The following is a 22,137-nucleotide window of genomic DNA, read 5'->3' as shown; positions in this document are numbered from 1 at the left end:
GAATCGTCCCATAAGGAGACGATTCCTTTTTTTATAAAGTACGCTCATTCAGCACTTGGTTTTGGGTGCTTTTCTTCTTTTTAAACCGTTTTTTCAGGCTTGCTTCAATTTCCTCCAAGCTTTTCCCTTTGGTTTCCGGTACCATGTAGAACGCGAAGAAAAATGAGAGAAGACAAATGACTGAGAAAACCATAAAGACCCATGCGATGCCCATCGCGCTTAGCATCAGCGGGAAGACAAGCGACACGATCAGGTTAGCCGCCGATAACACCAAAGTCGTGAACCCTGTCGCGGCTCCGCGTGCTTTGGATGGGAAGAGCTCAGGCATGAGCACCCACACTACCGGACCCCATGTCGCCTGGTAAAAGACGATATAGACACCTAGAAAGACTACTGTCATCCACGCTGTTGATGCGGAAAGTCCGAGTGTCAGGAGCACGCCTGATAAAGCAGCAAGGCTCAGTGTGATGCCGACACTTCCCCAGATCAGAAGTTTTTTGCGGCCGACACGGTCAATTAAGATCATGGCAGTGATACACATGATGACGTTGAGGATGCCGATCCCCATTGTGCCGAGCGCCGAAGCTGATGTGCCAAGACCGGCCTTCGTAAAAATGGTTGGCGCGTAGTAGATGACCGTGTTAATGCCGACCGCCTGCTGGAAAATGGCAAGGCCGACGCCAATCAGAAGCATGGGGCGAATCCATTTGGCTTTCAGCACGCTGAGTGTCGTTTCTTTTTTCTCCGCTTCCCCTTGCTTCATCTCTGCCAATTCCATTTCGATGTCTTTGGGGTCATGAGTGATGTTCATGATGCGTCTCGCTTCTTCTTCACGGCCGCGCTTCACGAGCCATCTTGGCGATTCCGGCATGAACGCAATGCCGATTAATAGAAGTACGGCAGGCACTGCGGCCAGACCGACCATCCAGCGCCACGCTTCAAACGGTGTGAACAGGTAGTTAACGATATAGGCGAGCAAAATCCCGGTGACAATCATTAAGTTGTTCATTGTGCCGAGTGTCCCGCGAATTTTCGTCGGTGCCATTTCGGAAAGATACACGGGCACAAGTGCCGTTGAACCGCCGACGGCCAACCCGAGTATCACCCTTGATGCAATCAGCATGCCGATTGTTTGCGAAAATGCGCAAGCGAGCGCACCGATAATAAAAATGATGGAAAGGACAAATACAACCTTTCTCCTGCCCCAGCGGTCTGAGCATGTGCCGCTCAAGGCAGAACCGAAAATCGCGCCAAGGAGCAGCATGCTGACAACCAATCCTTCTGTCAATGTCGTTAAAGGAATATCGTTATTGATAAACAGGAGTGCTCCTGAGATAACGCCTGTATCGTAACCATATAGTAGTCCCCCTAAAGCGCCGAAAAAGTAGATCATATATTTCCTTGTGTCTTTCTTCACAAATGTCTCCTCCTCAGTTGTTGAGCCAATGAGTATCTAAAATGTATAACAAAGTTAATAGATTAGTACCCATTTCCTATCTCATTTGAAACATTTGTTTTGAACAAACGGAAACGTTAAAGCCAAAAGGCGGGGTATTGGCGATTTTTGCGTAAGTTATTAATAATGAGAGCGATGATCACGATGATGACAGATCCAATGAGCACGGGAAATACTAAATAACTCCAAGCATATGCCCCTTGAATGACAACAATCGGGTCGGCGCCGGCAGGAGGATGAGTGGTTTTGGTCAGCATCATCAAGCAAATGGCAAGCCCTGTCCCCAATGCAAAGGTCCATGGGTGGGCGCCGAATATATGAAGGACAACAATCCCAGTAAGAGCGGAAATAAAATGGCCGCCAATCACATTCCTTGGCTGTGATAATGGAGCATTCCAAGCGCTGAATACGAGCACACAGCTCGCTCCAAAAGGCGCCATTAACCATAAGCTTGATGTATAAGCGGTCAACGAAGCCAGTGTCAATATGGTAATAAATCCTCCGATAAGCCCTGTAACAGCATCTTTGCCGTTCACCTGCAAGGGCGTTTTTCCATTTCCTTTCATTTTAAAAAAGAAGTTGTTTTCCAAATTTATCCCTCCAATATGTATAGAATAATAGTTAAAAACTAACCTGTCAATTTTATTTTTAGAGGTTAGTTTTTCGAGTCAATAAAAAAACCGTTCGCTGGGGAACGGATTCTTACTCATGATTCATTTTTTTCTGATGGCGTGAAACCTTATGCCTGTTGCCGCATATCTTCATGGAGCACCATTTTCGCCTTCCTGTTTTATCAAGAAAAAGCAAAATGCACTTTTCGTTTGCGCACCGTTTCAGCTGTTGGATTTTTTTTGTATGAATGAGCCATAACGCATCGTAAGCGATAAGCGATAAAATGGCATCATCTGGTTTTCCATTCGGAATGCGGGCTAGTTTGCCATCTATGATTTGATAAGAAAAGGGAGCGGCGGCGATTTGATCTTGCAGGAAAGAGATAAAAGCTTGAGAGGGTTCACTGCCTTCGACAATACGCTCAAAGTGCTTTCTCAGCTCAGCCCGGAATTGATGAATCCGATGCAATCGTTCTTGGACTTGCTGTAGCGTAAAGGAATTGAGAAAAGGAGCAGTTTCTCCCATTATTTCAAACCATGTCATCAGGTCTTTTTCTGACTGGATGAGATCGTGCCGTTTATCATAGCTTACAATTTCAGTATTCACGAGATCGAGAGAAAGGTTTTGTGTGATAAGAGGGAATTGAGCATTTGCCATTGTGATCATTCCTTTCAAAATTATTGTAAGCGCCAAAACCTTTTTGACGCAAGGATATGAGTAAAAGGAGGCATTTTATCTCTCAGGCGGTCTGCTGATTAAAGGGAAGATGCTCTTCCTGTCTACTGGAAAACCATCATAAAAAACCTTACCCGCGCGGAGTAAGGTTTTGATTAAGACATTTTTATTCTTCTGCTTCGTTGACGAAAACCAAGGCGGAGAAGCCTTTTTTCTTATCAAATTGCAATTCAACGACGGTAACGTCCGGATTGAAGTTGTGGTATTCCTCTAAGAACTGAATAATGCCTTCTGAAATGTCATCTGACATAAGCTGCTTGTGGTGCAGGCCAAATGTGGCTTCAGCGAAGAACCCTGTACGCTTGTTGTACGATAGCTCTTTTACTTCAACGTCTTCAGGGTAGATATCTTCTTCATTGGAAATATACACGCAAATTCCGTCTACAATTTCTTGCTCATTTAATATTAATCTCATTGCCTAAAATCTCCTTCTGTACGTCTTCGGTGCTTTAAATGCGCGAATCAATGCGATGACAATGATTAAAATAATGATCAAAGCGATGATATCCACGATCCAGGCAATGGGTGAAGCGCCATAAGAAACATAGCCTGGGCCTCCGACTGGATGATAGGTGTAACCCCATGGGTGCATCATGCTGATCATGAACATACCCATTGTAAATCCGCTATAATATCCAAACCATCCTGATGGCGCGAAACCTGCGTGATAGTAATGATTGACTGAAACATATCGTCCGCCAACATAGGCTTTAGACGTTTTTCCGCTGTATGTCTTTCCGGTTACTTTTGATGTAGCGCCGGAAAAGGTGCCTGACGATTTTTTAGAGCTTGATGAACTTGCCTTTTCCGAAGGCTTCTTTTTAAGCGAAATCGATGATGATGAATCGTCAGGCGTCTTGGATTTTTTGCTAGAAGAGCTTGATCCTGAGCTGTAGCTTGATTTCGGGCTTGATTTATAGCTTCCGCTGTATGACGAGCTTGAACTTCGGCTGCTGTAACTAGATGATGAGCGGCCGCTAAAGCTCTTTGCATGAGAAATCGTTGATGGCAGCAGTACACCTAAAGCAACGGTTACTGCAACTAAGGCTTTTACATATTTAAGTTTCATTCTGTTTCCTCCATAGACCGCCGAAAAGGTCCGCTATTCTGACCAGCAAATAAAAGAAGCTGGGTCAGCTTTATTTCATATGAGCTAGATGATATGAACGTTTCATACTTTTGCTTTCTCAATCACTTTCTTTCTGAGATAAACTACCTTTATTTTATCGGATTTATGGCTCATTTTGTAAGGTTTTGCTTCAAAATCAGTTATTTAGGAATTTATCGCACAAAAAAACAGCCTTCTCCATTGGAGAAGGCTGTTTTCTTCTTATGCGAACAGCTTATCAATAAATGAAATATCCTCTTGAGAAAGCGTCACGTCGGCTGTTTTGATGTTATCAATCAGCTGATCGGCACGTTTTGCTCCTGGGATTAAAATATCAATTTCCGGTCTTGCTAAATACCAGGCCAATACGATGTGAGGGATATCCACGTTGTGTTTTTCGGCAATCGGCGCAAGCTTGTTGACCTTTCTGATATTTTCTTTGAAACGCTCACCCTTGAAGTGTTCCTGTTCGTTTCGCAGGTCGCCTTCTGGGAACGTTGTATCTTCTGTATACTTTCCTGCCAATAAACCTGATACGAGCGGGAAGTAAGGGATAAATGAAATATTATGCTCCTTCGTATACGGGAAGAATGTTTTTTCCGCTTCACGGTTTAACAGGTTGTATTCGCCTTGCAATACATCTACCAAACCGTCTTTGTTTGCTTCTTTCAATTGCTCTAAAGAGAAGTTGGATACACCGATGGAACGGATTTTTCCGGCTTTCTTCATCTCATTCAGCGCGTTAACGGCTTCATCCTTAGGCGTATGTTCGTCAGGGAAGTGAATGTAGAACAAATCGATATAATCGGTATTCAAGCGCTTCAGGCTTTCATCAACTGATTTTTTAAGAAATTCTGGTGAATTATCAAAGACAAAGTCATTGCCTTGTTTTCTGTGAGCGGCTTTTGTAGCGATGACAACATCTTCACGGTTGAATTCACGCAGCACTTCACCAATTAATTCTTCGGAACGGCCGATCCCGTAAATATAAGCGGTGTCTAACATTGTCACGCCATTACGGATCGCCTCGCGCACCAATTCTTTTCCGGTTTCTTCATTCAGGTTCGGGTAGAGGTTATGTCCTCCGACAGCATTTGTTCCTAATCCAATAGGGAATACCTGCAAGTCTGATTTTCCGAGCTTCGCTTTTTTCATGATCTGCCTCCTAGAATAAAATGGATGATAGACTCTCAACACTATTGTAAACGTTAGGCCAGATGAATGCCGATTTGATGCTCATTGCAGTACTGCGTGTACTCGTCGTCTAATGGCTGAGAGGTCACAATGCAATGCAGCCTGTCAAACGGCGCATACGTCAGAAGCGTTGATTTTCCGAATTTAGAATGGTCAGCCAATAGATACACTTCTTTTGCTTTTTCTGAAATCCTCTTTTTAATTTCATACTCCAGCAGATCCGAATTGGTCAATCCGTGTGTCAGCGTCGTTCCGGTAGCGGACATAAAGGCTTTGTTGATATTGTACTTATCAAGCATAGCCGGGTCGTCCATGCCGACAAAGGAACGGGTTTTTCTCTTATAGTTGTTTCCGATCATGATTAAGTTGATATTCTTCAAAGCTGACGCCGCATTGATAATGTCTAAACTGTTGGTTAAGATGGTGACATTTTTGGCTGGATCAAGCGTATCAAGAATAGACTTTGTCGTCGTTCCTGAATCAATGAAGACCAAATCGTGATCTTCAATAAATCGGGAAGCATAATGGGCGATTTTTGTTTTTTCATCCTGGTGCTGAATGGTGCGATTTTCAAAAGGAACTAATGCGGTTTTTTCAATAGATGTTACGCCGCCGTATACTTTTTCAATCGCACCCTTTTCTGTTAGCTTGTTGATATCACGTCTGACTGTGTTTTTGGAGACATTGAACACCTGGCACAGCTCATCTAAGGAAACAGTGCCATGCGATAAAATGTACTCCTCCATTTCCTGAATCCGCATCAGTTTCATATTAAAAACTCCTTCTTGAATCTTTACGTAACATAAATATATAATAAAAACCAAAAGTTAATCAATAGTTGCTTAAAAAATGATAACATCGGTGTGTATCTTTTGCAAGATTCGACGGGCTTCTCTTACCTCTTTTAATTGATTAAAAGATTAATATAATAAAAATAATGAAAAAATTTAGTGTTTATGATTGACTTATGGGTATTATGCGATTAGAATATAACCAAGAAATGACCAAAAAGTAACCTGTTGTGCATGAAATGGTTGCTTGTATGTAAATATGCATCCGCCATTTATTTTTTTGGTTTTTTTGAAAGCGTTTAATTCTTGGCTTGCTGAAAAGTGGATATTGATATGAATCTATCCGGAACCATCCATACAAGTGTATGTGTTTACTAATGAAGGAGGCAATAAGAATGGCAGAAATCAGAAAATTAAAAAACTACATCAACGGTGAATGGGTTGAAAGCAAAACAGATCAATATGAAGATGTCGTCAATCCGGCGACGAAAGAAGTACTATGCCAAGTGCCGATTTCTACAAAAGAGGATATTGATTACGCAGCGCAAACGGCTGCTGAAGCATTTAAAACATGGTCAAAGGTGGCGGTTCCGCGCCGTGCCAGAATTCTATTTAACTTCCAGCAGCTGCTGTCTCAGCATAAAGAAGAACTGGCTCATCTGATTACCATTGAAAACGGAAAAAACACAAAAGAAGCTTTAGGTGAAGTGGGACGCGGGATTGAAAACGTAGAGTTCGCCGCTGGAGCACCTTCCCTGATGATGGGTGACTCACTTGCTTCCATCGCAACGGACGTTGAAGCGGCGAACTACCGTTACCCAATCGGAGTTGTCGGCGGAATCGCGCCATTCAACTTCCCGATGATGGTTCCTTGCTGGATGTTCCCGATGGCGATCGCGCTCGGCAACACATTTATTTTAAAACCATCTGAGCGGACTCCGCTGTTAACAGAGAAATTGGTTGAGCTTTTTGAAAAAGCGGGCCTTCCGAAAGGGGTATTCAACGTCGTATACGGTGCGCATGACGTTGTGAACGGCATCCTCGAGCATCCCGAAATTAAAGCGATTTCATTTGTAGGCTCCAAGCCAGTAGGCGAATACGTCTACAAAAAAGGAAGCGAAAACTTAAAACGCGTTCAATCTCTGACTGGCGCGAAAAACCATACGATTGTCTTGAACGATGCGAATCTTGAAGACACGGTCACAAACATCGTCGGAGCTGCCTTCGGTTCTGCCGGTGAACGCTGCATGGCTTGTGCGGTTGTGACAGTTGAAGAAGGAATCGCCGATGAATTTATGGCGAAGCTGCAGGAAAAAGTGGCGGACATTAAAATCGGTAACGGCCTTGATGACGGCGTGTTCTTAGGACCGGTGATTCGCGAAGACAACAAGAAGCGCACGCTCAGCTATATCGAAAAAGGTCTTGAAGAAGGTGCCAGACTCGTATGTGACGGACGTGAAAATGTGTCTGACGACGGCTACTTTGTCGGCCCGACGATCTTTGACAATGTCACAACAGAGATGACGATCTGGAAAGATGAAATTTTCGCTCCGGTTTTATCTGTCATCCGTGTGAAAAACCTGAAAGAAGCGATTGAAATCGCCAATAAGTCTGAGTTTGCGAACGGCGCCTGCTTGTTCACATCCAACTCAAACGCAATCCGCTACTTCCGTGAAAACATTGATGCGGGAATGCTAGGCATCAACCTTGGTGTGCCGGCTCCAATGGCGTTCTTCCCATTCTCAGGCTGGAAATCTTCATTCTTTGGAACGCTGCATGCGAACGGAAAAGACAGCGTCGACTTCTATACACGTAAAAAAGTGGTGACGGCAAGATATCCGGCACCTGATTTCAACTAAACGACGAACAGCCGAACGGCGTCCATGTGCGCTGTTCGGACTCATTCTGCCAATAGAAAGAGGAGGGTTTCTCTATGAGTTATTTGTTGCGTAAGCCGCAGTCGCATGAAGTGTCTAATGGGGTCAAACTCGTGCACGAAGTAACGACATCCAACTCTGATCTCACTTATGTAGAGTTTAAAGTGTTAGATCTTGCATCAGGTTCAAGCTATACAGAAGAATTGAAAAAACAAGAAATCTGTATTGTGGCGGTAACAGGGAAAATTACAGTGACAGATCATGAGTCGACTTTTGAGAATATCGGCACGCGTGAAAGTGTATTTGAACGAAAACCGACAGACAGCGTCTATATGTCAAATGACCGTGCATTTGAGATCACAGCGGTCAGCGACGCAAGAGTTGCGCTTTGCTATTCTCCATCGGAAAAGCAGCTTCCGACAAAGCTGATCAAAGCGGAAGACAACGGAATTGAGCATCGCGGGCAATTTTCAAACAAACGTACTGTTCATAACATTCTTCCGGATTCAGACCCTTCAGCTAACAGTCTATTAGTAGTTGAAGTCTATACAGACAGCGGCAACTGGTCCAGCTACCCGCCCCACAAACATGATCAAGACAACTTGCCGGAAGAATCTTTCTTAGAAGAAACGTACTACCATGAGTTAGACCCGGGACAGGGCTTTGTATTTCAGCGCGTATACACAGATGACCGTTCTATTGACGAGACAATGACTGTGGAAAATGAAAACGTTGTCATCGTTCCTGCGGGATACCACCCGGTAGGCGTTCCGGACGGATACACATCCTACTATTTAAATGTCATGGCAGGGCCGACGCGAAAATGGAAGTTTCATAACGACCCGGCGCATGAGTGGATTTTAGAACGCTAACAAGTGAGGAGTGGCTGTTTACGATGAAGTATACATTCAATGAAGAGAAGGCTTTTGACATTATTGCCATCGGCCGGGCATGTATTGACCTGAACGCAGTCGAATACAACCGCCCAATGGAAGAGACGATGACATTTTCCAAATACGTCGGCGGTTCACCTGCGAATATCGCAATCGGCAGCGCGAAGCTTGGCTTAAAAGCGGGCTTCATCGGCAAAATTCCGGATGACCAGCATGGAAGATTCATAGAGTCCTATATGAGAAAGACCGGCGTTGATACAACACAGATGGTTGTTGATCAAGATGGACACAAAGCAGGCCTTGCATTTACAGAAATCCTCAGCCCAGAAGAATGCAGCATTTTAATGTATCGCGATGATGTGGCGGATCTTTATCTTGAGCCTTCAGAGGTAAGCGAGGACTATATCGCAAATGCGAAAATGCTGCTTGTTTCCGGGACAGCGCTCGCCAAAAGCCCGTCACGGGAAGCGGTATTAAAAGCTGTTCAATACGCAAAGAAGCATCAGGTTAAAGTGGTGTTCGAACTGGATTACCGCCCGTATACGTGGCAGTCATCAGATGAAACAGCCGTTTATTATTCTTTGGTTGCCGAGCAGTCTGATATCGTCATCGGCACACGCGATGAATTTGATGTGATGGAAAACCGCACAGGCGGAAGCAATGAAGAATCCGTCAATCATTTATTTGGCCATTCAGCCGACCTCGTTGTCATCAAACACGGCGTCGAAGGCTCTTACGCATACAGCAAATCCGGCGAGGTATTCCGCGCTCAAGCGTACAAGACAAAAGTGCTAAAAACCTTTGGAGCCGGTGACTCCTATGCGTCAGCCTTTATCTATGGCCTTGTCAGCGGAAAAGACATTGAAACGGCATTGAAATACGGCAGTGCTTCCGCTTCCATTGTGGTGAGCAAGCACAGTTCGTCAGAAGCGATGCCGACTGCGGAAGAAATCGTACAGCTTATTGAAGCACAGTCATAATTGAAAAAGATCGAGTAAAGGTGGGATCGTTTGTGGGTAAGAAAATTCGCTTAACAACAGCACAGGCGCTGATTAAATTCTTAAACCAGCAGTACATCCATGTTGATGGAAAGGAAGAGCCTTTTGTCGAAGGGATTTTCACGATTTTCGGTCATGGAAACGTATTAGGGATCGGGCAGGCGCTTGAGCAGGATGCAGGCCATTTGAAAGTCTATCAAGGGAAAAATGAACAAGGAATGGCGCATGCGGCCATGGCGTACAGCAAGCAAATGCTGAGAAGAAAAATATATGCGGTGTCTACATCCGTCGGACCGGGAGCGGCTAACTTGGTGGCGGCAGCCGGCACTGCATTGGCAAACAATATCCCAGTTCTCTTGATTCCGGCAGACACATTTGCGACAAGACAGCCAGACCCTGTACTGCAGCAAATGGAGCAAGAATACAGTGCGGCGATTACGACAAACGATGCATTGAAACCTGTATCGAGATACTGGGACCGCATTACGCGCCCTGAGCAGCTGATGAGCAGTTTGCTGCGCGCGTTTGAAGTCATGACTGATCCGGCAAAAGCAGGTCCGGCAACGATTTGTATTTCTCAGGATGTTGAAGGGGAAGCATACGATTTTGATGAAAGTTTCTTCGTCAAACGGGTTCACTATATTGATCGCATGCAGCCGAGCGAGCGCGAGCTTCAAGGTGCGGCGGAGCTGATTAAATCCAGCAAAAAACCTGTGATTCTCGTCGGCGGAGGCGCAAAATATTCCGGTGCGCGCGATGAATTGGTTGCCATTTCTGAAGCCTATAACATTCCGTTAGTTGAAACGCAGGCAGGAAAGTCTACTGTTGAGGCAGATTTTGCGAACAACCTTGGCGGAATGGGCATCACAGGTACACTTGCGGCAAACAAAGCGGCCCGCCAAGCTGATTTGATTATCGGCATAGGCACAAGGTATACAGATTTTGCGACATCCTCTAAGACCGCTTTTGATTTTGATAAAGCGAAGTTTTTGAACATTAACGTCAGCCGAATGCAGGCGTATAAACTTGATGCATTCCAAGTGGTGGCGGATGCGAAAGTGACGCTTGGCAAACTGCACGGCTTGCTTGAAGGCTATGAGAGCGAGTTCGGCACAACGATCCGGGAGCTGAAGGACGAATGGCTCGCTGAACGCGAGCGTCTCAGCAAAGTGACGTTTAAGCGGGAAGCATTTGACCCGGAAATCAAACATCATTTTTCTCAAGAGGTTCTGAATGAATATGCTGACGCGTTGAATACTGAGCTTCCGCAAACAACGGCATTGCTGACAATCAACGAGACGATTCCTGAAGACAGCGTCATCATCTGTTCAGCAGGCTCACTCCCAGGAGATTTGCAGCGTTTGTGGCATTCTAATGTTCCGAATACGTATCACCTGGAGTATGGGTATTCTTGCATGGGCTATGAAGTGTCCGGGACACTCGGTCTTAAACTGGCCCACCCTGACAGAGAAGTGTATTCAATCGTCGGAGACGGCAGCTTCCTGATGCTTCATTCTGAATTGATCACGGCGATTCAGTACAACAAGAAAATCAATGTGCTGCTCTTTGACAACTCAGGGTTCGGATGCATCAACAACCTGCAAATGGATCACGGCAGCGGCAGCTACTATTGCGAGTTCCGCACAGATGACAACCAAATCCTGAATGTCGATTACGCGAAAGTCGCTGAGGGATACGGCGCGAAAACCTACCGCGCAAACACAGTAGAAGAATTAAAAGCGGCGTTAGAGGATGCGAAGAAACAGGATGTATCAACATTAATTGAAATGAAGGTGCTGCCTAAAACAATGACGGACGGATATGACAGCTGGTGGCATGTCGGGGTGGCAGAGGTATCTGAACAAGAAAGCGTTCAGAAGGCATACGAAGCAAAAGAGAAAAAGCTGGAATCTGCGAAGCAGTATTAGAGGGGAGGCACCAAGATGGGCAAAAATGAAATCCTGTGGGGAATCGCTCCCATTGGGTGGCGGAATGATGACATGCCTGAAATTGGAGCGGGAAATACACTTCAGCATTTGTTAAGTGATATCGTTGTCGCGCGTTTTCAAGGCACGGAGGTCGGGGGCTTTTTCCCCGAACCTGCCATCCTGAACAAAGAGCTGAAGCTTCGGAACTTACGCATTGCAGGAAAATGGTTCAGCAGTTTTATTTTGCGTGACGGACTTGGTGAAGCGGCAAAGGCATTTACCCTGCATTGTGAGTATTTGCAGCAAGTAAACGCGGATGTCGCAGTTGTCTCTGAACAAACGTACAGCGTGCAAAGCTTGGAGAAAAACGTGTTCACAGAGAAGCCGCACTTTACGGATGATGAATGGGAGCGGCTTTGCGAAGGGCTGAATCACCTTGGCGAAATTGCCGCTCAGCATGGCTTGAAGCTTGTCTATCATCATCATCTCGGCACTGGTGTCCAAACAGCGGAAGAAGTGGACCGCCTGATGGCAGGAACTGACCCTGCGCATGTACACCTCCTCTATGATACAGGCCATGCGTATATTTCTGACGGCGATTACATGGGGATGCTTGAGAAGCATATCGGCCGCATTAAGCATGTGCACTTTAAGGATGCCCGCCTGAATGTCATGGAACAATGCAGGCTCGAAGGACAATCGTTCCGGCAATCATTTTTAAAAGGCATGTTTACGGTTCCCGGTGACGGCTGCATTGACTTTAGAGAAGTATATCAGCTGCTGTTGAAGCACAGTTATTCCGGATGGATTGTCATTGAAGCTGAACAAGACCCCGATGTTGCAAACCCGCTGGAGTATGCATTGATTGCGAGAAACTATATTGATCAGCAGTTGTTGGATCTGGCTTAATGGGGAATGAACATATGGGCAATACCAATGGAGATTCAGCCTTCAATAAACGGACAATCGCGGCAGCATTGGCCAACTATATTGATGCCGGTTCAATTGTGGCAGGCTCCGCCGGTTTATCATTATGGGTCAGTTACCTTAAGCTATCCGATACGCAAATCGGGCTGCTCGGCGCGCTGAGCGCAAATGCGATTTCTGCCGCTGTCGGTGCGCTGCTTGGCGGGTTTCTGGCTGATAAAGTCGGACGGAAGGCTGTTTATACCAATAGTATGCTGGTTTATGCACTAGGGATTTGTTTGGTTTTGTTCGGGGTTAATTTCCCCATGTTGTTAAGCGGTTACATCATTATCGGTTTATCAGTAGGAGCTGATATAACCGCGTCATGGACCATTATTGCGGAAAATGCGCCAAAGAAGAATCGGGCCAGGCATTGCGGCGTAGCACAAGTCGCTTGGGCCGCGGGCGCTGTCGTTGTACTGCTCCTCTCCGTACTGGCCGGTGACTTGGGACTCCTGGGAAATAAAATTGTATTTGCCCATCTGCTTGTGATTGCGCTGATTACGTACATCCTGAGAATCAGGCTTCCGGAATCAGACGCCTGGCAGACAAAAAATCAGCCGGAGGATGCTCAGGCAGAGAAGCCGGCTGTATTGCATAAGACATCGTATTTTGATTTGCTCAAACCTATGTATCTCAAAAGCATATTGTTTTTGATGGGTGTGTACTTGGTTTGGAACTTAGCCGCCGGGGTCATGGGCTTCTTTATGCCATACATTTATCAGCAGGTCGGCGGTGTATCTGCCAACATGGCCAACCTTTTGCAAATGGGGCTGTTTATCTTCACAGGATTGGGGGTCGCCTTGATCTTCATGCCCTTTGCCGACAAATATAGAAAAACCGTATTTGGAATCGCCGCTTTCATGGCGGTGATCGGGTGGACACTGTTTCTGCTGCCAGTTGAAGGCCTGCCGATTCTGCTCCTGTTTATTGTCGTGATCGGCATCAATAACGGAGCCGGGCAGCAAGCGAACTATCAGTTATGGGCCAGCGAAATCTTTCCTACGCAATATCGTGCTTCCGCACAAGGACTGATGTTTTTCCTTGTCCGTATTTCAATAGGGATTTGGAGTCTGTTTGTCCCAATGATTATCACCAATTTCGGCATTGGAACGATGGCTGCAATTCTTCTCGGATGTGTGACGGCCAGTATGATCATCGGGCTGCTCTTTGCGCCGAATACGTCTGGCAAGTCGCTTGAACAAATTCAAGAGGAACTCTACGGATCTCCTCAGAGCCAAGTAAAGCAAGGAACAGAAAGCAAAATCATGTAACCAACAGAAGGAGTGGCTGTCAATGAGTTTACGTATTGGCGTAATTGGAACTGGAGCAATCGGAAAAGAACATATTAACCGCATCACCAACAAGCTGTCCGGCGCGGAAATTGTAGCTGTAACGGATGTTAATCAAGAAGCTGCACAAAAGGTCGTTGAGCAATACCAATTAAACGCGACGGTTTATCCGAATGATGACAGCCTGCTTGCAGACGAAAATGTAGACGCTGTCTTAGTGACAAGCTGGGGGCCTGCGCATGAGTCAAGCGTGCTGAAAGCCATTAAAGCCCAGAAATATGTGTTCTGTGAAAAACCGCTCGCGACAACGGCTGAAGGATGCATGCGAATCGTCGAAGAAGAAATCAAAGTGGGCAAACGCCTTGTTCAAGTCGGCTTCATGCGCCGTTATGACAGCGGTTACGTACAGCTGAAGGAAGCACTCGATAACCATGTGATTGGCGAACCGCTTATGATTCACTGCGCGCACCGCAACCCGACTGTAGGAGATAACTACACAACCGATATGGCTGTAGTCGACACGCTTGTTCATGAAATTGATGTACTGCACTGGCTCGTCAACGATGACTACGAGTCCGTTCAAGTCATCTACCCGAAAAAATCGAAAAATGCGCTCCCGCATTTAAAAGATCCGCAAATCGTCGTAATTGAAACAAAAGGCGGTATCGTCATCAATGCTGAAATCTATGTGAACTGTAAATACGGCTATGACATTCAATGCGAAATCGTCGGAGAAGACGGCATCATCAAGCTTCCCGAGCCATCAAGCATCAGCTTGAGAAAAGAAGGCAAATTCAGCACTGATATTTTGATGGATTGGCAGAGACGCTTTGTCGCTGCGTATGATGTGGAAATCCAAGACTTTATTGATTCGATTCAAAAGAAAGGCGAGGTCAGCGGACCGACGGCATGGGACGGCTATATTGCTGCTGTTACGACTGACGCGTGTGTGAAAGCCCAGGAATCTGGACAAAAAGAAAAGGTTGAATTGAAGGAAAAACCGGAATTCTATCAATCTTTTACAACAGTTCAAAACTAAAAAACAGAGGAGTGAAAATATGAAGTTAGCATTGGATCCATCCATGTATCGTGATGATTTAACTTTAGAGGAAACGGTCTATAAAACGGCGGAGCTTGGCTATGAATATATCGAATTGTCTCCGCGCGAGGATTTTTGCCCGTTTTATAAATATCCGAAAGTCGATTCAGCAAAGATCAAACAATTAAAGCGCCTTTTAAGAGATACAGGTGTTAAGCTTTCATCGCTTCTTCCTCTTTACCACTGGGCGGGTCCTGATGAAGACCGCCGGCAGGCAGCGGTGCGCAATTGGAAACGGGCAATCGAAATTGCCGTTGAACTTGAAGTGGATTTGATGAACAGCGAATTCAGCGGTTCAAAATATGATCCTTTAACAAGTGAAGAAAAATTTATCAAATCCATGGATGAGCTTCTGCCAGTCTTTGAAAAAGAAGGTATGAAACTCAATCTTCAAGCCCACCCATACGATTTTATCGAAACGCACAAAGGTGCGATGGATATGATCCGCGCGCTTGACAAGGATTGGATCAATCTTGTCTACTCGACTGCGCATACGTTCTTCTATGATGACGGCAAAGGCGACATCGAGACCATGTTTGACGAAGCCGGCGACCGCCTCACACATGTTTTATTTGCAGATACCTATAATCATAAAGCGGCTCATGGGCTTCGCTACATCGTCAATCCGCCTGACGCGAAAGTAACGGTTCACCAGCATTTGGACATTGGCCAAGGTGAGGTTGATTTTGATACGATTTTCAGAAAACTGAGAGAGATGAAGTTCGACGGAATTGCGACGAATGCCGTATTTGCTTGGGTCGATGAAAGAGCGGATGAATCAAGCCGATTTATGCTTAAGAAAATGAAAGAAGAATTAGGTCTGGCATAAGCTGAGCATGGAGTTCGGCGGGATATGGCGACAGCCTTCCTGCCGAACTCCCTTCATATCTAAAACGCAGATGGGGGAGTCTGGCATGAAACTTTGTTTTAATGAAGCGACAACATTGGAAAACTCAAACCTTAAACAGGATTTAGAACTATGCGAAAAGCACGGCTATGATTATATTGAAATCCGCACAATGGATAAGTTGCCCGAGTACTTAAAAGATCATTCATTGGCAGATCTTGCGGAATATTTTCAAACCCATCACATCAAACCGCTTGCTTTAAACGCGCTTGTTTTCTTCAACAACCGTGATGAAAAGGGCCACAACGAGATCATCACTGAATTTAAAGGCATGATGGAAACATGCAAAACCCTCGGTGTGAAATATGTGGTGGCCGTTCCGCTTGTGACAGAGCAGAAGATTGTAAAAGAAGAGATCAAAAAGAGCAGTGTAGACGTGCTGACTGAGCTGTCAGATATCGCGGAGCCGTACGGCGTAAAAATCGCGCTTGAATTTGTCGGCCATCCGCAATGTACGGTCAATACGTTTGAACAGGCGTATGAGATCGTAAACACAGTTAACCGTGACAATGTCGGGCTTGTCCTTGATAGTTTTCACTTCCATGCAATGGGTTCAAATATTGAGAGCTTAAAGCAGGCGGACGGAAAGAAAATCTTCATCTATCATATTGATGATACAGAAGATTTCCCAATCGGCTTTTTAACAGATGAGGATCGTGTATGGCCGGGACAAGGGGCAATTGACTTAGATGCCCACTTATCAGCACTGAAGGAAATCGGCTTCTCTGATGTTGTTTCGGTTGAGCTCTTCCGGCCTGAATACTATAAGCTGACTGCTGAGGAAGCCATTCAAACAGCGAAAAAAACAACGGTTGATGTTGTATCAAAATACTTCAGCATGTAATGGATAAAGGAGGGGTGGACATGGCTTTTGTATCGATGAAAGAGCTTCTTGAAGATGCAAAGCGGGAGCAATATGCAATTGGCCAGTTTAATATCAACGGCCTGCAATGGACGAAGGCGATTTTGCAGGCAGCGCAAAAGGAGCAATCACCGGTCATCGCCGCGGCTTCTGATCGCCTGGTCGACTATTTAGGCGGATTTAAAACGATTGCCGCCATGGTAGGCGCGTTAATGGAGGACATGGCGATTACCGTTCCGGTCGTGCTTCATCTCGATCACGGCAGCAGTGCGGAACGCTGCAGACAGGCCATTGATGCCGGATTCAGCTCAGTGATGATTGACGGCTCCCATCAGCCGATTGACGAGAATATCGCGATGACAAAAGAAGTCACCGATTATGCCGCAAAACACGGCGTGTCAGTAGAAGCCGAAGTCGGCACGGTCGGCGGAATGGAAGACGGACTGGTCGGCGGGGTCCGCTATGCCGATATCACGGAATGTGAGCGGATCGTTAAAGAAACCAATATCGACGCGCTGGCCGCCGCCCTCGGCTCTGTACACGGCAAATATCAGGGTGAGCCGAATCTCGGATTTAAGGAAATGGAGGCTATCTCCCGCATGACTGATATTCCCCTCGTTCTTCACGGGGCATCCGGGATTCCGCAGGATCAGATCAAAAAAGCCATCACGCTCGGCCACGCGAAGATCAATATCAATACGGAATGTATGGTAGCGTGGACAGACGAAACACGCCGCATGTTTCAAGAAAACAGCGATCTGTACGAACCGCGCGGCTATTTGACACCCGGCATTGAAGCTGTGGAAGAGACAGTGCGAAGCAAAATGAGAGAGTTCGGATCAGCCGGTAAAGCAGCTAAGCAGCAGGTCGGCTAAAGAGACCAGAAACCGCCGAGATGGCGGTTTTTTTGTGCGGTGTTGCGTCCATACGCCCAAAACGATTATGATGATGGCAGCAGTGTAAGAAACGGGAGTGGTTCAGTTTGAATAAAATCATGATTGTGGAAGACAGTGAAGACATTCGCGGACTATTGCAGAATTACCTTGAAAAATACGGATATCAAACAGTGGTCGCCGCGGATTTTACAACTGTTCTTGATGTCTTTTTGCGGGAGAAGCCCGATGTGGTGCTGCTTGATATCAATTTGCCGGCATATGACGGATATTATTGGTGCCGGCAGATCCGCCAGCACTCCACAAGCCCAATCATCTTTATTTCTGCCAGAAGCGGGGAAATGGATCAGGTAATGGCGATTGAAAATGGGGGAGACGATTATATCGAAAAACCGTTTTCTTATGATATTGTGCTGGCGAAAATCAAAAGCCAGATCCGGAGGGCGTACGGGGAGTACGCCGCAAAGCAGGGAGAGAAAGTGGTTGAATATGCCGGCGTCCAGCTCTTTGTGGAACGGTTTGAACTGCGTTTTCAGGATGAAAAAAGCGAGCTTTCTAAAAAAGAAAGCTCGCTTTTGGAAGTGCTGCTTGAGCGGGGAGAAAAGGTGACGAGTCGGGACCGTCTCATGGAAAAGACGTGGGACACCGACATATTCATCGATGATAATACACTTAACGTGTATATCACGCGGCTCAGAAAAAAACTGCGGGAGCTGAATGCGCCTGTTTCTATCGAAGCGGTGCGGGGCGAAGGCTACCAGCTGAGGGCGCAGTCATGAAGCTGTTTCTCCGGTCTCATGCAGTGCTGATTCTGCTTTTTCTCCTTCAAGGGCTGTTTGTCTTCTTTTATTACTGGTTTGCGGGTCTTCATTCTTTTTCTCACTTGTTTTACATATTGGGCGTGCAGCTTCTTATTTTGGCTGGCTATCTTGCCTATCGCTGGTACAAAGATCGCGGCGTGTATCATTGGCTCAGCTCGGGGCAGGAAGGGACGGATATCCCGTATCTCGGTTCTTCAGTGTTCTGTTCAGAGCTGTATGAAAAGCAGATGGAGCTGATCCGGCTGCAGCACCAGAAGCTCCATGAGACCGAAGCCAAGCTTGACGCGCGGGTGACGTATATGAATCAATGGGTGCACCAAGTAAAGACGCCGCTGTCGGTCATTAATTTAATCATTCAAGAAGAGGATGAGCCCGTTTTTGAACAAATCAAAAAAGAAGTCCGGCAGATTGAATTCGGGCTGGAGACGCTTCTTTATTCTTCAAGGCTCGACCTGTTTGAACGGGATTTTAAAATCGAAGCGGTTTCCCTGTCCGAGCTTCTCCAATCAGTCATTCAAAGCTATAAACGATTTTTTATTCAATATCGCGTTTATCCGAAAATGAACGTTTGCGATGATCATCAGATTTACACCGATGCCAAATGGCTCAAATTTGCGATCGGCCAAGTGGTCACAAATGCGGTCAAGTATTCAGCGGGCAAGAGTGACAGACTTGAGCTGAATGTCTTCCGCGATGAAGACAGGACGGTGCTTGAAGTCAAAGATTACGGTGTCGGGATTCCCTCGCAAGACATCAAGCGGGTGTTTGACCCTTATTACACCGGGGAAAACGGGCGGCGTTTCCAAGAATCTACGGGAATCGGCCTCCATCTCGTCAAAGAAATTACAGATAAGCTCAATCATACGGTAGACATCAGCTCGTCTCCCGGTGAAGGGACATCAGTTCGATTTTCATTTCTTACAAAAATGTAAGGCTGCGTTAAGAAAACAACATAGCCCGCTTTGTTTCCCCTTGATAACATGGATTTATGTCAAGGGGATTTTTATGTTGAACGTCCCGGCACTACATGAAAGCAGCCCAGATCAACAAGAATAAAACCATAAGGAGGATTTTCATGGCGAATATGCTTGAAGTCAAACATATAAATAAAACCTATAAAGGACAAGTGTCCTATCAAGCCTTAAAGCAAATTTCATTTTCAATAGAAGAAGGCGAGTTCACGGCGGTGATGGGGCCGTCCGGGTCCGGAAAAACAACGCTTTTGAATATCATTTCAACGATCGACCGTCCGGATTCAGGCGATATCCTGATTCACGGAGAAAACCCGCATCGCCTGAAGCGGACAAAGCTCGCTCATTTCCGCCGCAAGCAGCTCGGATTTGTGTTTCAGGATTTCAACCTTCTGGACACGCTGACAATCGGTGAAAATATCATGCTGCCGTTAACGCTTGAAAAAGAAGCACCGTCTGTAATGGAAGAAAAACTGCAAGGCATCGCGGCAAAGCTCGGAATCGAAAACCTGCTCAACAAACGGACGTTTGAAGTATCCGGAGGACAGCGCCAGCGTGCCGCCATCGCAAGAGCGGTCATTCATAAGCCGTCACTCATCCTGGCCGATGAACCGACGGGCAACCTTGATTCCAAAGCGTCAAAAGACGTCATGGAAACGATGCAGAGCCTGAATCAGGATGATCATGTCACGGCTTTGATGGTGACCCACGATCCTGTTGCGGCAAGCTACTGCCGCCGCGTCATCTTTATAAAAGACGGCGAACTGTTTAATGAGATTTACCGCGGGGAAAACCGCCAAGTATTTTATGAACAAATTCTCGATGTGCTGTCTATGCTGGGGGGAAACGCAAATGACCTTTCTTCAGTTCGCTTATAAAAACGTCACGAGAAACAAAAGGGCCTATCTTGCATTCTTTTTAAGCAGCGCCTTTTCCGTTTTGATTTTCTTTACCTTTGCGATGTTCCTGTTTCATCCGGCATTAAAGGAAGGCTACCTGAATAATATCGCCAAAAAAGGCTTAACCGCTGCGGAATGGATGATCTTTGTTTTTTCTTTCTTATTTGTTCTGTATTCGGTTAACGCATTTTTGAAATCGAGAAATAAAGAATTCGGCATCCTGCTCATGCAGGGCATCACGCCGGGGCAGCTGAGAAAGCTCATTACTGCGGAAAATATGATCATCGGCGTCATGTCAATTGCAGCCGGCATTATCGGAGGATTCATTTTTTCAAAGACGTTCTTTACGGTCGGCGCTTATATTTTAGAAATGGACGCGCTGCCTTTGTATATGCCTTGGAAAGCGCTCGGTATTACGGCCTGCGGATTTCTGCTCTTATTTTTCTTTTTATCGCAGTTTACGATCCTTTTTGTCAGATCAAATACGGTTATCAAATTAATAAAGGGCACTGACAAGGTTAAGCCGGAGCCTAAGCCGTCCGTGCTTCTGTCCTTATTCGGCATCGCCTGTCTGTGCGGCGGGTACGGCATGGTTCTTAAAGGCAATGTCCACGGGGCCGAACCGTTTATCATTTTACTGCTCACCGTCATCGGAACATATTTCTTTTTCAGCCAAAGCAGCATATGGATTCTGCGCGCGCTGAAGAAGTGGAAAACCTTTTATCTGCGCGGGAAAAACGTCATTTGGGTTTCTGACCTTGTCTATCGTTTAAAAGACAACGCCCGCCTGTTCTTTATTGTCAGCATTATTTCCGCGGTTGCGTTTACTGCGACAGGCGTGCTCGCAATGTACAAATCGACTGTCGGGGCGGAAGAGTCCGCTTATGAAATGGAGTATTTATCCTACAGCAACAATCCAAAAGAACAGACTCATTTGAAAGATATTGACCATGAACTGAAAACACACGGCTTTACGTATAAGAAAGACAAAATAGATGTTTCCTATGTTCGCTATCAGGAAGGAGAAACTGTTCCCCCTGTTTACATGATCAGCAAATCGGATGTATCAAAGTACTTCCATGTTAAGCTGAGCGGCCTGAAAAATGATGAGGCTGTCTATTTCCCGGGCACGTATGACCGCAATTTCAAAAACAAAGCGCCGGATCAGCTGAAACTGCTGAACCAAAAAGGCAAGCTGTCCGGACAAAAACTGTCGGTAAAAGAAGTCAAAAAACCGCTGATCTCATTGAATGCCATCATCGCAGTGAATGATCAAACCTTTGATCAGCTGAAATCACTCGGTGATAAAGCGTCATTATACGGCTACAGCTATGATCATTGGAAAGACAGTCTTGAGATCAGCCAATCCTTGCAAAATGAGATTTACGGCAATTATATCGACGTGCATTCTGATTTTGCTTCAAAAGCTGGTACCTACTATGATACGGTGCAGCTGCCGAGCCTGAGTTTATTTATCGGCCTGTTTATCGCAATTGTATTCTTTGTCGCGGCAGCAAGTTTCTTATACTTCAGGCTGTTCACTGATTTAGATGAAGACCGGGAGCGCTACCGTTCACTGGCCAAAATCGGCCTGAGTGAGCGTGAAATGGCACAAAGCGTGACAATACAATTGGCCATTCTTTTCTTCTTTCCATTTGTCATTGCCGTCATGCATACACTGTTTGCCTTGAGAACATTGGCTGTGGAAGGATATTCCGATGTCGCGGGGCCGCTCAGTCTTACCATCGGAGGGTTTTTCATTTTTCAGCTTCTATTCTTCCTCGCGGTGCGGTCAAGCTATTTGAAAAAAATGAACAAGTAAGGGGAGTGCAAAG

Annotated in this window: 21 protein-coding genes; 14 read left to right on the top strand and 7 right to left on the bottom strand. The window is 45.9% G+C overall.

The annotated features are described in order from the left end of the window. Positions 1-31: 31 nt before the first annotated feature. The 7 genes from NYE49_RS20430 to iolR form a co-directional block, all read right to left on the bottom strand. Positions 32-1,417: a sugar porter family MFS transporter gene (locus NYE49_RS20430; protein WP_015385124.1), complete on the bottom strand. Its 1,386-nt coding sequence runs from the start codon at positions 1,415-1,417 to the stop codon at positions 32-34. A gap of 116 nt (positions 1,418-1,533) precedes the next feature. Continuing rightward, complete coding sequence (locus tag NYE49_RS20425) at positions 1,534-2,022, bottom strand: HPP family protein (protein WP_250503708.1); 489 nt, start codon at positions 2,020-2,022, stop codon at positions 1,534-1,536. Positions 2,023-2,158: 136 nt separating this feature from the next. Then, positions 2,159-2,725 carry a CGNR zinc finger domain-containing protein gene (locus NYE49_RS20420; protein WP_080344246.1) on the bottom strand — a complete coding sequence of 189 codons (567 nt, stop codon included), beginning with the start codon at positions 2,723-2,725 and terminating at the stop codon, positions 2,159-2,161. Between the two features lie 184 nt (positions 2,726-2,909). Continuing rightward, complete coding sequence (locus tag NYE49_RS20415) at positions 2,910-3,218, bottom strand: YxcD family protein (RefSeq protein WP_003227046.1); 309 nt, start codon at positions 3,216-3,218, stop codon at positions 2,910-2,912. 3 nt (positions 3,219-3,221) lie between these two features. Further along, positions 3,222-3,872 carry a hypothetical protein gene (locus tag NYE49_RS20410; protein WP_019712600.1) on the bottom strand — a complete coding sequence of 217 codons (651 nt, stop codon included), beginning with the start codon at positions 3,870-3,872 and terminating at the stop codon, positions 3,222-3,224. A gap of 261 nt (positions 3,873-4,133) precedes the next feature. Continuing rightward, positions 4,134-5,066, bottom strand: coding sequence for an aldo/keto reductase (locus NYE49_RS20405; protein ID WP_003227049.1), 933 nt, complete (start codon positions 5,064-5,066; stop codon positions 4,134-4,136). 53 nt (positions 5,067-5,119) lie between these two features. Continuing rightward, positions 5,120-5,875, bottom strand: a complete 756-nt coding sequence (iolR, locus tag NYE49_RS20400) for a myo-inositol utilization transcriptional regulator IolR (RefSeq protein WP_123374104.1) — start codon at positions 5,873-5,875, stop codon at positions 5,120-5,122. Between the two features lie 416 nt (positions 5,876-6,291). Between iolR and iolA the strand changes: the two genes are divergently transcribed. From iolA to yxdM, 14 genes are all read left to right on the top strand, one after another. Beyond that, positions 6,292-7,755 carry a methylmalonate-semialdehyde dehydrogenase gene (gene iolA, locus NYE49_RS20395; RefSeq protein ID WP_003243682.1) on the top strand — a complete coding sequence of 488 codons (1,464 nt, stop codon included), beginning with the start codon at positions 6,292-6,294 and terminating at the stop codon, positions 7,753-7,755. 74 nt (positions 7,756-7,829) lie between these two features. After that, positions 7,830-8,645: a 5-deoxy-glucuronate isomerase gene (iolB, locus tag NYE49_RS20390; protein ID WP_014478486.1), complete on the top strand. Its 816-nt coding sequence runs from the start codon at positions 7,830-7,832 to the stop codon at positions 8,643-8,645. A gap of 23 nt (positions 8,646-8,668) precedes the next feature. After that, positions 8,669-9,646 carry a 5-dehydro-2-deoxygluconokinase gene (gene iolC, locus NYE49_RS20385; RefSeq protein WP_014478485.1) on the top strand — a complete coding sequence of 326 codons (978 nt, stop codon included), beginning with the start codon at positions 8,669-8,671 and terminating at the stop codon, positions 9,644-9,646. A 32-nt stretch (positions 9,647-9,678) separates the two neighbouring features. Beyond that, positions 9,679-11,592, top strand: coding sequence for a 3D-(3,5/4)-trihydroxycyclohexane-1,2-dione acylhydrolase (decyclizing) (gene iolD / locus NYE49_RS20380; protein WP_032725033.1), 1,914 nt, complete (start codon positions 9,679-9,681; stop codon positions 11,590-11,592). A 15-nt stretch (positions 11,593-11,607) separates the two neighbouring features. Further along, entirely contained in the window at positions 11,608-12,501 is an 894-nt protein-coding gene (gene iolE / locus NYE49_RS20375) for a myo-inosose-2 dehydratase (RefSeq protein ID WP_041338079.1), read from the top strand. A 14-nt stretch (positions 12,502-12,515) separates the two neighbouring features. Beyond that, positions 12,516-13,832, top strand: coding sequence for an MFS transporter (gene iolF / locus NYE49_RS20370; RefSeq protein WP_217000538.1), 1,317 nt, complete (start codon positions 12,516-12,518; stop codon positions 13,830-13,832). Positions 13,833-13,854: 22 nt separating this feature from the next. Then, on the top strand, positions 13,855-14,889 hold the full coding sequence (gene iolG / locus NYE49_RS20365; RefSeq protein WP_014481414.1) for a bifunctional inositol 2-dehydrogenase/D-chiro-inositol 1-dehydrogenase: 1,035 nt from the start codon (positions 13,855-13,857) through the stop codon (positions 14,887-14,889). Between the two features lie 19 nt (positions 14,890-14,908). Further along, positions 14,909-15,778 (top strand): sugar phosphate isomerase/epimerase, encoded by an 870-nt coding sequence (locus NYE49_RS20360; protein ID WP_021481028.1) that lies wholly within the window; start codon positions 14,909-14,911, stop codon positions 15,776-15,778. Positions 15,779-15,863: 85 nt separating this feature from the next. Then, positions 15,864-16,700, top strand: coding sequence for a 2-keto-myo-inositol isomerase (iolI, locus tag NYE49_RS20355; protein ID WP_015483926.1), 837 nt, complete (start codon positions 15,864-15,866; stop codon positions 16,698-16,700). A 20-nt stretch (positions 16,701-16,720) separates the two neighbouring features. Then, positions 16,721-17,593 (top strand): 6-phospho-5-dehydro-2-deoxy-D-gluconate aldolase, encoded by an 873-nt coding sequence (gene iolJ, locus NYE49_RS20350; RefSeq protein WP_015250854.1) that lies wholly within the window; start codon positions 16,721-16,723, stop codon positions 17,591-17,593. Between the two features lie 107 nt (positions 17,594-17,700). Next, on the top strand, positions 17,701-18,390 hold the full coding sequence (gene yxdJ / locus NYE49_RS20345) for a two-component system response regulator YxdJ (RefSeq protein WP_047183454.1): 690 nt from the start codon (positions 17,701-17,703) through the stop codon (positions 18,388-18,390). Then, entirely contained in the window at positions 18,387-19,364 is a 978-nt protein-coding gene (yxdK, locus tag NYE49_RS20340; protein ID WP_015385109.1) for a two-component system sensor histidine kinase YxdK, read from the top strand. The genes yxdJ and yxdK overlap by 4 nt, the downstream gene beginning before the upstream one ends. Before the next feature lie 143 nt (positions 19,365-19,507). Next, complete coding sequence (yxdL, locus tag NYE49_RS20335; protein WP_014115765.1) at positions 19,508-20,281, top strand: ABC transporter ATP-binding protein YxdL; 774 nt, start codon at positions 19,508-19,510, stop codon at positions 20,279-20,281. Continuing rightward, on the top strand, positions 20,256-22,124 hold the full coding sequence (gene yxdM / locus NYE49_RS20330) for an ABC transporter permease YxdM (RefSeq protein ID WP_047183453.1): 1,869 nt from the start codon (positions 20,256-20,258) through the stop codon (positions 22,122-22,124). Before yxdL ends, yxdM begins: the two co-directional genes overlap by 26 nt. Positions 22,125-22,137: the final 13 nt, after the last annotated feature.

It is taken from the genome of Bacillus sp. FSL L8-0358 (assembly GCF_038593095.1).
Classification (GTDB): domain Bacteria; phylum Bacillota; class Bacilli; order Bacillales; family Bacillaceae; genus Bacillus; species Bacillus subtilis.
Note: the sequence above shows the minus strand (reverse complement) of the source record. Positions and strands in the feature narration are given on the sequence as shown.